This is a genomic window from Pseudomonas sp. BS3782 TE3695, from assembly GCF_050435305.1.
GTDB lineage: Bacteria > Pseudomonadota > Gammaproteobacteria > Pseudomonadales > Pseudomonadaceae > Aquipseudomonas.
The window spans coordinates 5,427,077-5,441,623 of record NZ_JBNDKB010000001.1; the positions used below are offsets into that span (position 1 = coordinate 5,427,077).

Here is a 14,547-nt window from a genome sequence, read left to right on the forward strand (position 1 = left end):
CTTATTTCTCACTTAGGCAACTGCTCAACCGCAGCTGGGCAAATTCTTTTCCTGACGTTTGGCTTCGCCCCACAAGGCGTCCAACTCTTCGAGGGTGCAATCTTCTATGGGACGGTGGGTGTCGCGCAATGCCTGTTCGATAAATCGGAAGCGTCTTTCAAACTTTGAGTTCGCGCCGCGCAGTGCGCTTTCCGGATCGACCTTGAGGTGTCGCGCCAGATTGACCACGGAAAACAGCAAGTCGCCGACTTCATCGGCAATCGCCGTCGAGTCATTGTCGGCCATGGCTTCGAGCACTTCATCGAGCTCTTCGCGAACCTTGTCGAGTACCGGCAAGGCGTCCGGCCAGTCGAAACCGACCTGCCCTGCGCGCTTCTGCAGTTTTGCCGAACGGGACAGCGCCGGCAACGCGGCAGGCACGTCGTCGAGCAAGGACAACTGCTGCGGCGCCGAAGACTTCTCGGCACGCTCTTCAGCCTTGATCTCTTCCCAGCGTTGCTTGACCTGCTCTTCATTCAGACGCGGGATGTCCAGCGGTGCATACAGATCACCGGTAGGGAACACGTGAGGATGACGGCGGATCAGTTTGCGCGTGATGCTGTCGACTACGCCATCGAACTCGAAACGCCCTTCTTCCCGGGCCAGCTGGCTGTAATAAACCACCTGGAACAACAAGTCGCCCAACTCACCCTGTAAATGATCGAAGTCCCCGCGCTCGATCGCATCGGCGACTTCGTAGGCTTCTTCCAGGGTATGCGGGACGATGGTCGCGTAGGTTTGCTTGATGTCCCACGGGCAGCCGTATTGCGGGTCGCGCAGACGGTTCATCAGGTGCAGCAAGTCTTCAAGTGAATACATCTGTCATCTCGTTCAACGGTGTATCTGATAAATCAAATCCCTGTAGGAGCTGCCGAAGGCTGCGATCTTTTGATGTTCAAGATCAAGATCAAAAGATCGCAGCCTTCGGCAGCTCCTACACGGGCAGACCGATCACCGCTTAGGGCGTGCGGTTACGGCGGGTTTCGATGATGTTCGGCAACTGGGAAATCCGCCCCAGCAACCGCCCCAGCGCATCCAGCCCCGGAATCTCGATGGTCAGGGACATCAACGCGGTGTTGTCCTCTTTGTTCGAGCGGGTGTTGACCGCCAATACATTGATCCGCTCGTTGAGCAGCACCTGCGACACGTCACGCAGCAGACCGGAACGGTCGTAAGCGCGGATGATGATATCCACCGGATAGGTGAGCACCGGCACCGGCCCCCAGCTGACCTGGATGATCCGCTCCGGCTCGCGCCCGGCCAATTGCAGCACCGAGGCGCAGTCCTGACGGTGAATGCTCACGCCACGACCCTGGGTGATGTAACCGACGATCGCATCCCCCGGCAGCGGCTGGCAGCAGCCGGCCATCTGGGTCATCAGGTTGCCGACGCCCTGGATCTGAATGTCGCCGCGCTTGCCCGGTTTGTAGCCGGTGGCTTTGCGCGGGATCAGTTCCAGCTGTTCGTTGCCGCGTTCCGGCTCGACCAGTTGCTGCGCCAGATTCACCAATTGCGCCAGGCGCAAATCGCCGGCGCCCAATGCAGCGAACATGTCCTCGGCAGTCTTCATGTTGGCCTTCTCGGCCAGCTTGTCGAAGTCTACCTGCGGCAGGCCGAGGCGATTGAGTTCGCGCTCGAGCAAGGTTTTACCGGCCGCGACGTTCTGATCCCGGGCCTGCAATTTGAACCAGTGAACGATCTTCGCCCGCGCCCGCGAGGTGGTGATGTAACCCAGGTTCGGGTTCAGCCAGTCACGGCTCGGCGTGCCGTGCTTGCTGGTGATGATCTCGACCTGTTCACCGGTTTGCAGGCTGTAGTTGAGCGGTACGATCCGCCCGTTGATCTTGGCGCCGCGGCAGTTGTGACCGATTTCGGTGTGTACGCGGTAGGCGAAATCCAGCGGTGTCGCGCCCTTCGGCAAGTCGATGGCGTGACCGTCCGGGGTAAAGATGTAGACCCGGTCCGGCTCGATATCGACCCGCAGTTGTTCGGCAAGACCACCAATATCGCCCAGCTCTTCGTGCCACTCGAGCACCTGACGCAGCCAGGAGATTTTCTCTTCGTAGTGGTTCGAGCCGGACTTGACGTCGGTGCCCTTGTACTTCCAGTGCGCGCACACGCCCAGCTCGGCTTCTTCGTGCATGGCATGGGTGCGGATCTGCACTTCCAGCACTTTGCCTTCAGGGCCGATCACCGCGGTGTGCAGCGAGCGGTAGCCGTTCTCTTTCGGGTTGGCGATGTAGTCGTCGAACTCTTTCGGGATGTGCCGCCACAGGGTGTGGACGATGCCGAGCGCGGTATAGCAGTCGCGCATTTCCGGCACCAGCACGCGAACGGCGCGCACGTCGTAGATCTGGCTGAATTCCAGACCCTTGCGCTGCATTTTGCGCCAGATCGAATAGATGTGTTTGGCCCGACCACTGATGTCCGCATCGATGCCGGTGGCCTGCAACTCGTCTTTGAGTTGGGTCATCACGTCGGCGATAAAGCGCTCGCGATCCAGCCGTCGCTCGTGGAGCAGTTTGGCGATCTGCTTGTACTGGTCAGGCTCAAGATAGCGGAAGGACAAGTCCTCCAGCTCCCACTTGATGTGACCGATACCGAGGCGGTGGGCGAGCGGCGCGTAAATGTCGAAGACTTCACGGGCGACGCGGTTGCGCTTCTCGTTGTCGGCGGTTTTCACCGCGCGGATCGCACAGGTGCGCTCGGCCAGTTTGATCAGCGCGACACGCACGTCGTCGACCATGGCCACGAGCATCTTGCGCAGGTTTTCGACCTGGCCTTGAGTGCCCAGCACCATGGATTGACGGGGGCTCAGGCTGGCGCTGATCGCTGCCATGCGCAACACGCCGTCGATGAGTTTGGCGACCACCGGACCGAAACGCTGGCTGACCGCCGGCAACTGGATCTGGCCTTCGCGCACGCCGCGGTACAAGACTGCCGCGACCAACGAATCCTGGTCGAGTTTGAGGTCGGCGAGAATCTCGGCGATCTCAAGGCCCGTGCGGAAACTCGAGGTCCCTTCGGACCATAGATTCTTCGCCGCATTGGCTTGTTGTTCGGCCTCGCGAGCGAACTCGCAGGCTTCCTTCAAGGCTTCGCGATCCAGTGCCGCATCGACACTGACCGCATGATCGAGCCAAGCCTCGAGGTTGATACTGCCGTCGGTATTGATCGGCTGGTGTGCTCTCACCTGTACCATCTTGCTTTACCTTCCCTACGACGCAGATTCAATGCGTCAAATCGCTGACCTTCGCTGCCCGTGTGCACTCGCGGGGCTAAGACGAATGCGTTTTCACGAGCGGGTCAGTCGGACCAGACGAGCCGTCCTGGCTCGCTTCAAATAACGCCATGGCTTCGACATGCGCCGTCTGAGGAAACATATCGAGAATCCCGGCACGTTTTAACCGGTAGCCCTGCTTGATCAATTCGACTGTGTCGCGCGCCAGCGTTGCAGGGTTGCACGACACATACACCAATCGTTTGGCGCCCAGGGACGCCAACTTGCGCACCACCTCAAAAGCACCGTCGCGAGGTGGGTCCAAGAGTACCGCACAAAAGCCTTCATTCGCCCATTCGGCATTGGTCAAAGGCTGGGATAAATCGGCCTGAAAAAACGTCGCATTATGCAAATTGTTGTCAGCGGCATTCGCGGCGGCCCGCTCGACCATCGCCTGCACGCCCTCCACCGCCACCACTTCGCGAACGGTCTTGGCCAGCGGCAAGGCAAAGTTGCCCAACCCACAAAACAGGTCCAGAACCCGTTCATCCGATTTCGGCGCCAGCCACGCCAACGCCTGGGCGACCATCGCTTCGTTGACCCCGGCGTTGACCTGAATGAAATCTCCCGGCCGATACGCCAGGTTCAAGTCCCACTGTTCAAGGCGATAGCCCAGCGAGAGATCGGCCTCGACCGGTTGCGGCTCGCCGTCACCATGCAGCCACAACTGGGCTTCATGAAACGCGCAGAATTCCTTGAGGATGGTCATGTCGGCTTCGGACAACGGCGCCATGTGCCGCAGCAATACCGCCAATGACGAACCGCTGAACAACTCCACATGCCCCAGCGCCTGAGGTTTGCTCAAGCGCCGCAGCATCTCCGGCAAGCGGCTCATGATCGGCTGCAAGGGCTGTACCAGCACCGGACATTCGTTGATGGCGACGATGTCCTGACTGCCGGCAGCGCGGAAACCGACTTCGAGTTTTTTCGCTTTCATGTCCCAACGCACCGCCACTCGGGCGCGACGACGGTAGCCGAATTCCGGACCGCTCAACGGCGCTGCCCACTCTTCAGGTTCGACACCGGCAACCCGCGACAATTGCTCGGCGAGCATGCGCTGTTTCAGCGCGAGCTGTTCGTTGTGGGGCAAATGCTGCACGCCGCAACCGCCGCAGCGACCGGCATGAGCGCACGGTGCCGGGCGGCGCAATTCACTGGCCTGGAACACGCGTTCGGTGCGCGCCTCGACCACTTTGCCGTGGGCACCCAAGACCCGCGCCTCGACATCTTCACCGGCCAATGCGCCGATGACGAACCAGGTGCGACCTTCGAAAAACGCGATACCGCGACCGTCATTGGCCAGGCGCTCGATGGTCAAGCGCTGCTTTTTGCCGGTCGGGACTTGCGGGGCCTTGCTGCCGCCCGTGGGCTGGAAGCGCAGGCCTCTCTCTTGCCTGGCCATCAGTTAGGCGCGTCGAAAATGCCGGTCGACAGGTAACGGTCGCCACGGTCGCAGATGATCGCGACGATCACCGCGTTTTCAACTTCTTTGGACAGTCGCAGCATCGCCGCCACCGCACCGCCCGAGGACACGCCGCAGAAGATGCCTTCTTCGCGCGCCAGGCGACGGGTCACGTCTTCGGCTTCGCTTTGTGCCATGTCGACGATCCGGTCCACGCGCTCGGCCTGGTAGATCTTCGGCAGGTATTCCTGCGGCCAGCGACGGATGCCCGGAATCGCCGAACCTTCCATCGGTTGCAGGCCGATGATCTGCACGTTGTCGTTCTGTTCTTTCAGGTAGCGCGAAACGCCCATGATGGTGCCGGTAGTGCCCATCGAGCTGACGAAATGAGTAATGGTGCCTTCGGTCTGACGCCAGATTTCCGGACCGGTGGTGGTGTAGTGCGCTTCAGGGTTGTCACCGTTGGCGAACTGATCCAGCACTTTGCCGCGGCCTTCGGCTTCCATTCGCTGGGCGAGGTCGCGAGCGCCTTCCATGCCTTCTTCCTGGCTGACCAAAATCAGCTCGGCGCCATAAGCCGTCATGGCGGCTTTACGTTCGGCGCTGGAGTTGTCCGGCATGATCAGGATCATCTTGTAACCCTTGATCGCCGCAGCCATGGCCAAGGCAATCCCGGTATTGCCCGAGGTCGCTTCGATCAGCGTATCGCCGGCGTGGATCTGCCCGCGCAATTCGGCACGGGTGATCATCGACAACGCCGGACGGTCCTTGACCGAACCCGCCGGGTTATTCCCTTCGAGCTTGAGCAAAAGGGTATTGCTGGTGGCGCCAGGCAGGCGCTGCAAACGGACCAGCGGAGTGTTGCCGACGCAATCGGCGATGGTTGGGTACTGCAAGGTCATGGCGTATTCGCAATCCAGACTGCGGGGGCGCCTATCATACCGGCAAACGTGCGCAGGCCATATCACGCAAAGTGTGGTGCTTATGGCCATTGGGAATAAGGGTCATGGAAAAATGAGCTGCCACCCAAGATTCTTCTTACAGGTGACATGGATAACATCCGTAAGACTTGGCGATCTCGCACTTAAAAACGCTGTTATTTAACCTGATTTATGACGGTCTGGTAGGACGTTTCCTGCAAGCTGTGATGCCTTTGATGAACTATCGAAATATCCGCTCCCTCTGTATTCTTTTGAACCCACTACAAATTATCTTAAAACGGACCTGGAATTTTTCCGAGACACACAAAATTCTCAACAATTACGAAATTTGCTCGCAGGCGAACACTTTATAGACAAAGCTTAATTATATATGGAGTTAAAACACTCATGACCAACAGGGAACAGGAGGTTCTACATTTGCTCCTGGATGGAAAGAGCAACAAACAAATAGCCATTTCACTTGGCATTAGCAGTTTCACGGTGCGCGACTACGTATCATCAATCTTACGAAAGAAAGGAGTCAACTCAAGATCAGAACTTTTTGCAGCAACAATGAAAAGCACTATACACGACTAAAGAACGCTTGCTTTCGCATCACTAAAAATAACGAAGGCCAAACATCCACATGAACATGAACCTATCACTTTCAGCAATGTTTTCCAATTCTCACACCATCGGCCTAATCGGCATATTTCAGTTCATCTTTACAAATAGTCACATATGGGTGGATACGAACACCAAGACCCATATCTATTTGGGCATGCACCCGCAGCCTGATGTGACCATCACAATTTCAGAGGCAAACCTCCTAAACATCCTGGATGGTAGCGCCAACATAGAACAACTATACGCATCAGGTAATCTTGAAATCGATGGCAACTTAGGTCTAGCAACACTTTTACCTCAACTAATTTATGATCAACCGGATAGTCATTATAAGCAAGAAACTGTCTCAACCAATGAGCGCTACCCTGCGCGAAAGCGATTCAGCGAACTTATCTCGCTTGACACCCAAATTAACGAGATAGAACGAATCACACAAAGTGAGCTTTCGATTGAAAATTTCAGGTCTAAGTATATGTGCAATGGCGCACCGCTAATTATTAGCGACGCCATTCAAGATTGGCCAATATCGAATATTAGCAAACAAAAATCTCTAGAGTACTTTTCAGAACTTAGAGGCATTACACGCAACGGAAACTATGCAGATCTAACGTTTTCCACCAAACGAAAATTCAATACCGTTTCAATGGTAGATTTCATAAAATCACTAGATAATCTTGAAGACCCGCTCCAACCTGGTGATCTACCGCCATACATGGGAAACAATATACTACCAAGAGAACTTCTGCACTTAATAAATTATCCGCCGTATTTTGAGCGCACACAATATGTAGCTCCACGAGTTTGGACAGGACCGAAAAATACTCTAACGCCGCTGCATCGCGATGATGTAGACAACTTATTTGTTCAAGTATGGGGATCCAAGAGTTTTATACTTGCAGCCCCTCACAATAGAGGTGCGCTTGGCACATGGTCAACCTCACCGAACGGAGGACTCGACGGCTGTGATTTTGATCCAGAGAAGCCTGACTATGGTGTATTTCCCGACGCGCAAAATATCAAGTTCTTGAAACTCGAACTAAGAGCCGGAGAAATGTTATTTCTACCAGAAGGTTGGTTTCATCAAGTAAGGTCTTTAAGTTCTTCGCTATCAATAAATTTTTGGACAAACTCATTTAGGTGCCTTGAGGCCAGACAACAACCATAAGCAAACATCAAAATAGAATTCATCGATACACCAAGGAGGCACAGAGTCAAATTAAGCCAAAACCAATCTTATTGAGAACACTATCAATTAAAATAGTTTGCTTGAAAAGCGTAACTGTACCTGCGCATTAAAACATAAATGAAGCCTTTAATAGCAAGCGCCATGAGCAACCAAAAATTACAATAATAATAGCGAAACCACAACTACCCTGACACCCCTCCGGGGGGCCTCTTGCCCTCGGAAGCTTATCACCCACCGCGTCTTTCTTTAATACAATCAAAAAATTACCTCCACCAACAAAAAACCTTCTGCCTTTTGGCTTAATACAAACTTTTCCACCCTAAACCCATAAAAACGCCCCCCCACAGACAATAAAAAAAAGCGATCCACAGCACCAACATACAAAACAGCGCTGCGCGATCTCCATCAAACACATTACAAATTATAGGTAATAACGCGCACCCAAAAATGCACACCGAAAACTATAGCATTTCATTGTATAAGCCATGAAAAACCACGCATAATGTATCTGCGTGAAAACTTCCCAACTTTTGTCACCGTATATCAAAATACGCGGGGTTGTCAGCGGTGACCGGAGCAGCTTCACAACCAGGCCAGCCGTAAAATCTCAAACAGCGAGAGTATCAAAACTCGGTGAGTATTTCAGACCTTCCTTATCTCCTGATATCTTGGAGATAGCGATAAGACTTGAACTACTCCGCAAATACGGCTTGAGGTCCAGTTGCGGGGTCATCGACTTCAGTGAGAAGTGTCAGCGCACCATCAAATGAGATCAGTCTATCGGTCGTGGCTTTCCAGTCAGCAAGCGGTGGTAAGCATTGACAAACCAACTCAAATTATTGCACAGATTGCCAAATGCCGAATTGATCTGCATCACATCACCAAACATGATGTTGCCGGAGAAAAATCGAGGAACGGCCAACAGGCTGCTAAACACTAGGGAGAGTTGGCTGTAACTTTCGGTAAACAACGACAGACGCATTTTTACTCGAATGGTGCGGCGCATATTAGCTAAGCTGACATCAAGCTTTTCGCTGATGCTTTCTTTCTCGAAATGACGTCCGATCTCGGTTGAGCGCACCTTTGAGCCCTCACGGAAGCGTATAAGAAAGTACCGGAGATCGGCCTCCGATCGCTGCTGGTTATTACTAAGGGAGACCAGCTTGAAACCGATTCTCTGGCTAATATACGTACCCAGCAAGGCGTAAAGGATGGCAGCCCAGAACATATAAGCCGGGACGGTAATTCCCCAGAACGACGCGTCACCCGAAATACTGATCAGCACTGCACTGAAGGATACGACGCTGGCCAAGGTATAGATAAGGCCGCAGGCGAGGTCTATGGTTTCAAAGGTGAACTTGTTGATGTCCTCGGCGATACGTTGATCCGGATTATCGATACACTGTTCAACTTGCTCGGGCCGAGTCGACTTGACAATCCAGGCGGAAAGGTAGTAGTTGGTCAACCAGCGTCGCCATTTGAGTGCAAATATATCCACCAAGTAGGTGATCAGCACTGACCGCGCCACCGAAAACGAGATGATAGCGAGGAACACTGCCACCAAATTGTAAAACTTATGGGCATCGAGATCTTGAATGGCATTGTAAAAATGTTTGTACCATTCGTTGATGGCCAGGGCAGTAGCGACGGCCAGCAGCGAGAGAACCACCAACGCGGTAAGCGCACACCACGCAAAAAATTTCTCCTCGCTTTGCCAGTACAACGAAAGTACAGAAAATGTATTTCGCAGGAAGGGCTTTTTGCTGAAATTCGTAGCCTCCTTGTTTGTTGTATTGTGGTCCATTAGTGCCTCTCGGTAGTGTCCTGAAATTGATTTATATGTTTATTGTTAATACATTCTTTTGCTTCCTGCTCGGAGGTACATGGTTATAGCGCCCAGAAACCCAAGCGTCCTAGGCTTGCTGCCAGTTTTAGTCGCGCCAGCTGCCAGCTGTTCAATGTGTTTATATGTTGTTGTTCCGCTGCTGCATAAGCGTTCAATGCGTTCAGAAGTTCGATCATGTTGCCGGCCCCAGAGCTATAGCGCCCTTGCACAACTTGCAGGGCCTGATTTGACTGGTCCACCCACTCAGCGGTTCTTTCCAGTGAGCGCGTTTCGATGCTCAGCGTTTGATAGTTGGCCCACAGCTCCAACGAGATACGTTGTTCAACATCCGAAAGCTCCGCTTCACTTGCTTCGAACTGTGCCTGAGCCCCCCGCACCTGATAGGCACGTTCGAAACCTTCAAACAGCGGAATATTCAGTTGCAGACCAACGCTGTTGTCACGCATTCGACTATCGCCGTTGTAGTCCATTGGTTGGTTGGTCCGCACATCGGACATGTTTGCGATAAACGATAGGGTAGGCCGTCCGACAGCTCGGCTTTCGTCAATGGCAGCCTTCGTCGCATCCAGCTTGGCCTTGGCGGCAATAAGCGATGGATGATCCTGCCGGGCTTGTTCCAGCAAATAGTCAACGCTTTTGATAAACAAGGTGTCCGGACGCCGACTTAGGCTCCCCGCCAACTCTAAAGGTGTTTGCGGCGGCAATCCCATACGCAGTGCAATAAGGCCTTTGGCATTTCGCAAGACACCAGTGCTGCGAACTTCATTCAGGCTCGCCTGCGAGTATGCAGTTTGCGCCTGCAGTCGGTCAGAGAGTGCCGCAGCTCCCGCTGCATACTTGGCGCTTGCGGCGTTGAGGTTTTCGGCCGCTAATGCGGCGACCTTGCTTGCGGCAATCTGGCTGCCTTGTGCAGCGAGGGTGTCGTAATATAGTTGCGCCGTCAGCACGAAGGCCTGCTGCAACTGCCTGTCCTGATTAGCATTTGCTGCAATGAGCAGTTGTCGCGCATTTCGCAAAGCCGCTTCGCGGCGACCGAAATCAAATAATACCCAGCTAAGACTCAGGCGATTTTCAAGCTGGCGTTGATGACCGTGACGGGAGTATTCCCCACGCAGTTCATACTCGGTGTCGTTATGACCACTGGTGATACCAGAGTTACCGTTGAGCCTGGGGAGATACGCCGATTGCTTCACCCCGACTAAGGCCGCTTGGGCCTTGGCATTAGCCCAGGCCTGTCGCAACTTTGGGTCGTGACAAAGTACCCGCTCTATCATTTCTTCCAGCGTCAAAAGTGCAGGTACAGAGCCCACTTCACACGACCAAGTCAAGCTATCAACGTCCTTGGTCGCAGTGCGGGAGACATCCCGATCGGTCATGAATATGTCCATATCCAAAGCCACGGTCCATGGTGACCAGGCGCAAAGACAAGCCAGCACGGTGTTGGCCAAAGCTATATTCATCACAGGGCGACATCGCCTGTCGAATGAAACATCGTTGCCGTGGTGGGCTGGTCCAAGACAATCCGGCCAGCTTCCAGTATCACCACTCGATCTGCTGAGGCGATCGTCTCCGAGCGATGAGCGACAATGATGCGAATAATCTTAAGTGTCCGTACTCCATCATTTACCTGCTGCTCGCACTTCACGTCCAAATGACTGGTTGCCTCGTCAAGAATCAGAATGCAGGGTTTCTTGTAGAGCGCTCTGGCCAGTAACACACGCTGCTTCTGCCCGCCGGACAACACCGTCCCCATGTCACCAACCAGGGTGTTGTAGCCCATCGGCATGGCCACTATGTCAGTGTGAATTGATGCCTTACGTGCGCATTCCATAGCCCACTCCAAGTCAGGTTTGGGTTCGAAGAATGCGATGTTGTCTGCCAATGAGCCGGCAAACAGGCAATCATCCTGCATCACCGTGCCGATCTTGCTGCGGAGGGTTTCCATACCCAAGTGGTGCAGTTCGCTACCGCCAATTTGTATCTGGCCTTGGGTAGGCTGGAAGATTCCCAGCAGCAGACTGATCAGTGTGCTCTTTCCGCTGCCCGAGGCTCCGGTGATGGCCACCGACTCCCCCTGACCAATGTGTAGGTCGATGCCATCCAGCACGAACGGCTCTTGATCGGAATAGCGGTACTTCAATCCTTTGATATCAATATCGACCGGGAACGGGATACAGGTCGCGGAACTCAACGTGCCGCGGTTGTCTTCTGGGGGATGCATGACAATGTCGGCGAGGCGTTCGCCTTGCAAACGCAGCATGTGCAGTTCGAACAGATGGTCGACCAAACTGGCCACGCGACCTATAAACTGGGATTTGTAGGCGATAAAAGCCATTAGTACGCCGACGCTGAATTGGTTGTTCATCACCATGGACGCACCCAGCCCGAGCGCCATCAGATTTTCCAGGCCGAAAATCAAGCCATTGAGTTGGGTGTAGATCAGTTGCAACTTTTGGGTTCGTAACCCTGCATTGATCTGCTCCACGAGCAATCCAAGCCAGGCGGAGCGTCGTTCGCTCTGGCGTTGGAACAGTTTTATTGTGCGCATGCCGCGCACCGTTTCCAGAAAGTGGCTTTCCTGTCGAGCAGCATGAATGATCTGCTCCTCGCTTGCCCGGCGTAAGGGTCGGTACCAAGCCCAGCGAACCATTGTGTACAAGGACATGGCAGTCACTGCAATGGCTGCCAGCAACGGACTGTAGATAATCATGAGGACGAGTGTCGCGATGGTTATCAGCCCATCCAGAATCGTAGAAAAGAAGGCGGCTGTCAGTGTCCCCTGTATCGCGCCAATAGCACCGAAGCGCGAGACGATATCGCCCAAGTGGCGCTTTTCAAAGTATTGGATCGGCAGGCGCAGCAGGTGGCTGTATACATTTGCCTGCCATTGCACGCTCAACAGGGTGTTCGTGTGCATCATCACCCAGGCCCGTATAGCGCTCACTAGTTGCTGCATCAGCAGTAACAGACCAAAGCCGATGATCAAGATCGTCAGCAAGTCACGGTCTTGAGTGACTAATACGTTGTCGATGATCCACTGCAGCAAAAAAGGACTAGCCAGCGAGAATACTTCCAGGACCAGAGCCAGTAACAGAATCTGCGCCAAGGCGCGATAAAGACCGCTTACCCGTCCCAGCATGCTCATCAATTTGACTTGGGGCTTGGCTTCCTGCTTTTCAAAGTCGCTGCAAGGCCACACTTCAAGGGCAACACCGGTGAACGACTTGCTAGCCTCGGCCAGGCTTAACTGGCGGATGCCATGAGCCGGGTCATGCAAAGTAAGACGCTGACCGTCTACGACCTTGAGCACGACGAAATGGTTTAAGTTCCAATGCAATACACACGGCAGTTTGAGCTTGCTCAAGTCCTCAGTTCAAGCCTCACCGCCCTAGTGCCGAGCTTCATCTGATCAGCTGTCTGTATCAACTGTTTGAGCGTAACCCCCTTGAGCGACACGCTGAACTCGCGTCGGAGTTCCATCAGTGTTGCGTGATGACCATGATAGCCCGCAACCATCGCAAGACAGGCCAAGCCGCACTCTGTCGCTTCGGTTTGTAGGATCAGGGGCAGCCGCCGGCCCAGGCGCAAGCTGATTGCGTCGAGATAGTTCATGCATTTGTCCCTAGAGTTTGCCAGTCAAGCTATAGAGCGGTTCAAGTACCCACTCATAGAGGCGGCGAGTCTCATGCAGAATGTCTGCCTCAACCAGCATGCCGGTTTGTAACGGTCTTGGTTTGCCGTAAGCCAAGACAGACTGCGCTTCGACATCAACGCGAATACGGTAGATCTGTTCGCCGCTCAGCCCCAGCCCCGGCACACTTCCGGTCATGCTCGCAAGCTCAGCGGCAGACATGGTGGCTTTGGAAATAGACAACACGTTGCCGCGATGCTGGCCGAATTTCTGGTATGGATAAGCTTGGTAACGAACCATTACCGGGTCGCCCGTACGAACAAAGCCGATGGCTTTACTCGGTGCGTACAACTCTGCTTGTAGGCGGGAATTGGCAGGCACGATGCTCATCAATGATCGTGAGCTATCAACGGTCTGGCCCGGCTCAACAAGAATGGCGGTTGCTACGCCTTCTTGGGGGGGCCGTGATGATCAGCGTGCGCTTGGCTTCGCTCTCGATAAGCTCCTGCTGGACGCTGGACAATGACCGCTGGATGCTGGCGAGCTGATTCTCGTGCAATGCCGACAGCCCCGAAAACTCGTGTCGGCGCTCGACCAGTTGCTGTGTCAACGCCGTAGTTTCACGAGCCAGGCCCTGAAGAGTCTGTCGCTGGCCCAAGAGTTCAGCTTGGCGCTGCTGAAGCTGATCCATGGAGATGTAGCCTTTATCCATCAGTCCCTGATAACGACCGGCGGCATTGGTTGCCAGCTGTACAAGCTTCTCCTGGCTGACCACTTGCTTCGCCAATGTCACTAACTCTTGTCGTAAACTGTCCAGCTTGCTTTTCAGGCTTTGGCGCTCTTCAGCCTGAAGCTGCTTTTGTTTCGTCAACTCCTCACCCAGAGATCGATGTCGTTGCGCGAGCTGATCGCTCACCTCTGCCTGTATCGGTCCCAAATTCCCCGCAAAACGCTCACTGGAAAGGCTAAACAGTTGCCCCCCCTGTTTGACTGACTGCCCTTCATCTACAAAACGCTCGAGCACCACACCGTATTGTGGAGAGTAAATTTTCAGCTGCCCCGAGGATGGAACCAACTGACCCGGCACCGTACTGCGTTTGGTATAGCTGCCGTAGATGAAAAAGGTGACCACCAAAACGGCAAACAATACTGAAATTAGCGTCAATACAGTGAATGAAACGGGCCTGACCAACACTATGTCACCGAGCCAGTTACCCTGTCGTGAGGCTAGTGCTTCAAGTCGAAACAGCGGAGTCTTTGGTGTCACGCATATTTCCTTCCTAGACTGTGACCAGGTTGTTACCTGGGCACTACGCTTCCCGCCGGCCCCGAAAAATGCCAGCTCAAATATTCATTGTTCGCCGCGAACGGCAAACAAAGTTACGCGGGGTAAACTCCATCACTTACCCAAGCGAATCGTCCACATCAGTTTTACATCAAAGCAATTTTCGGGATGGCGCGCCTACTCCTCAACTTTCGCCTTGTAATATCCCTTCTGAGCGACTGTGCGCCGAGCGGAACTTTAGAATTACAGGAGGATAGCGTGATGCAACGCACCTATTAGCTGATGGCTTGCCCAACAAGAAATTGACCAACAACTGGGGATCCGCAGTCAC

Annotated in this window: 8 protein-coding genes and 2 pseudogenes; 2 read left to right on the forward strand and 8 right to left on the reverse strand. The window is 54.0% G+C overall.

Annotation, left to right across the window (positions count from 1 at the left end; translation table 11 throughout):
* Positions 1 to 24: 24 nt before the first annotated feature.
* The 4 genes from mazG to cysM all read right to left on the reverse strand — a co-directional run bounded on the left by mazG (position 25) and on the right by cysM (position 5,623).
* On the reverse strand, positions 25 to 858 hold the full coding sequence (gene mazG, locus ABH909_RS24500) for a nucleoside triphosphate pyrophosphohydrolase (RefSeq protein ID WP_429438026.1): 834 nt from the start codon (positions 856 to 858) through the stop codon (positions 25 to 27).
* A 139-nt stretch (positions 859 to 997) separates the two neighbouring features.
* Positions 998 to 3,241: a GTP diphosphokinase gene (gene relA / locus ABH909_RS24505; protein WP_429438029.1), complete on the reverse strand. Its 2,244-nt coding sequence runs from the start codon at positions 3,239 to 3,241 to the stop codon at positions 998 to 1,000.
* Between the two features lie 76 nt (positions 3,242 to 3,317).
* Entirely contained in the window at positions 3,318 to 4,721 is a 1,404-nt protein-coding gene (rlmD, locus tag ABH909_RS24510; protein ID WP_429438031.1) for a 23S rRNA (uracil(1939)-C(5))-methyltransferase RlmD, read from the reverse strand.
* Complete coding sequence (cysM, locus tag ABH909_RS24515) at positions 4,721 to 5,623, reverse strand: cysteine synthase CysM (protein WP_007899067.1); 903 nt, start codon at positions 5,621 to 5,623, stop codon at positions 4,721 to 4,723. Before cysM ends, rlmD begins: the two co-directional genes overlap by 1 nt.
* A 426-nt stretch (positions 5,624 to 6,049) precedes the next feature.
* Here cysM and ABH909_RS24520 point away from each other — a divergent pair, with 426 nt between their 5' ends.
* Both ABH909_RS24520 and ABH909_RS24525 read left to right on the forward strand, forming a co-directional pair.
* On the forward strand, positions 6,050 to 6,238 hold the full coding sequence (locus tag ABH909_RS24520; RefSeq protein ID WP_429438034.1) for a response regulator transcription factor: 189 nt from the start codon (positions 6,050 to 6,052) through the stop codon (positions 6,236 to 6,238).
* 49 nt (positions 6,239 to 6,287) lie between these two features.
* On the forward strand, positions 6,288 to 7,433 hold the full coding sequence (locus ABH909_RS24525; RefSeq protein ID WP_429438037.1) for a cupin-like domain-containing protein: 1,146 nt from the start codon (positions 6,288 to 6,290) through the stop codon (positions 7,431 to 7,433).
* Between the two features lie 793 nt (positions 7,434 to 8,226).
* Here ABH909_RS24525 and ABH909_RS24530 read toward each other — a convergent pair.
* The 4 genes and pseudogenes from ABH909_RS24530 to ABH909_RS24545 all read right to left on the reverse strand — a co-directional run bounded on the left by ABH909_RS24530 (position 8,227) and on the right by ABH909_RS24545 (position 14,180).
* A complete protein-coding gene (locus tag ABH909_RS24530; RefSeq protein ID WP_429438039.1) occupies positions 8,227 to 9,258 on the reverse strand; it encodes an SbmA/BacA-like family transporter in 1,032 nt (343 codons plus the stop codon).
* 83 nt (positions 9,259 to 9,341) lie between these two features.
* A complete protein-coding gene (locus ABH909_RS24535; RefSeq protein WP_429438041.1) occupies positions 9,342 to 10,760 on the reverse strand; it encodes a TolC family protein in 1,419 nt (472 codons plus the stop codon).
* Positions 10,760 to 12,912, reverse strand: a pseudogene (locus ABH909_RS24540) (peptidase domain-containing ABC transporter). The gene ABH909_RS24535 and the pseudogene ABH909_RS24540 overlap by 1 nt, the downstream one beginning before the upstream one ends.
* A 10-nt stretch (positions 12,913 to 12,922) precedes the next feature.
* Positions 12,923 to 14,180: pseudogene (locus ABH909_RS24545) on the reverse strand (HlyD family secretion protein).
* Positions 14,181 to 14,547: the final 367 nt, after the last annotated feature.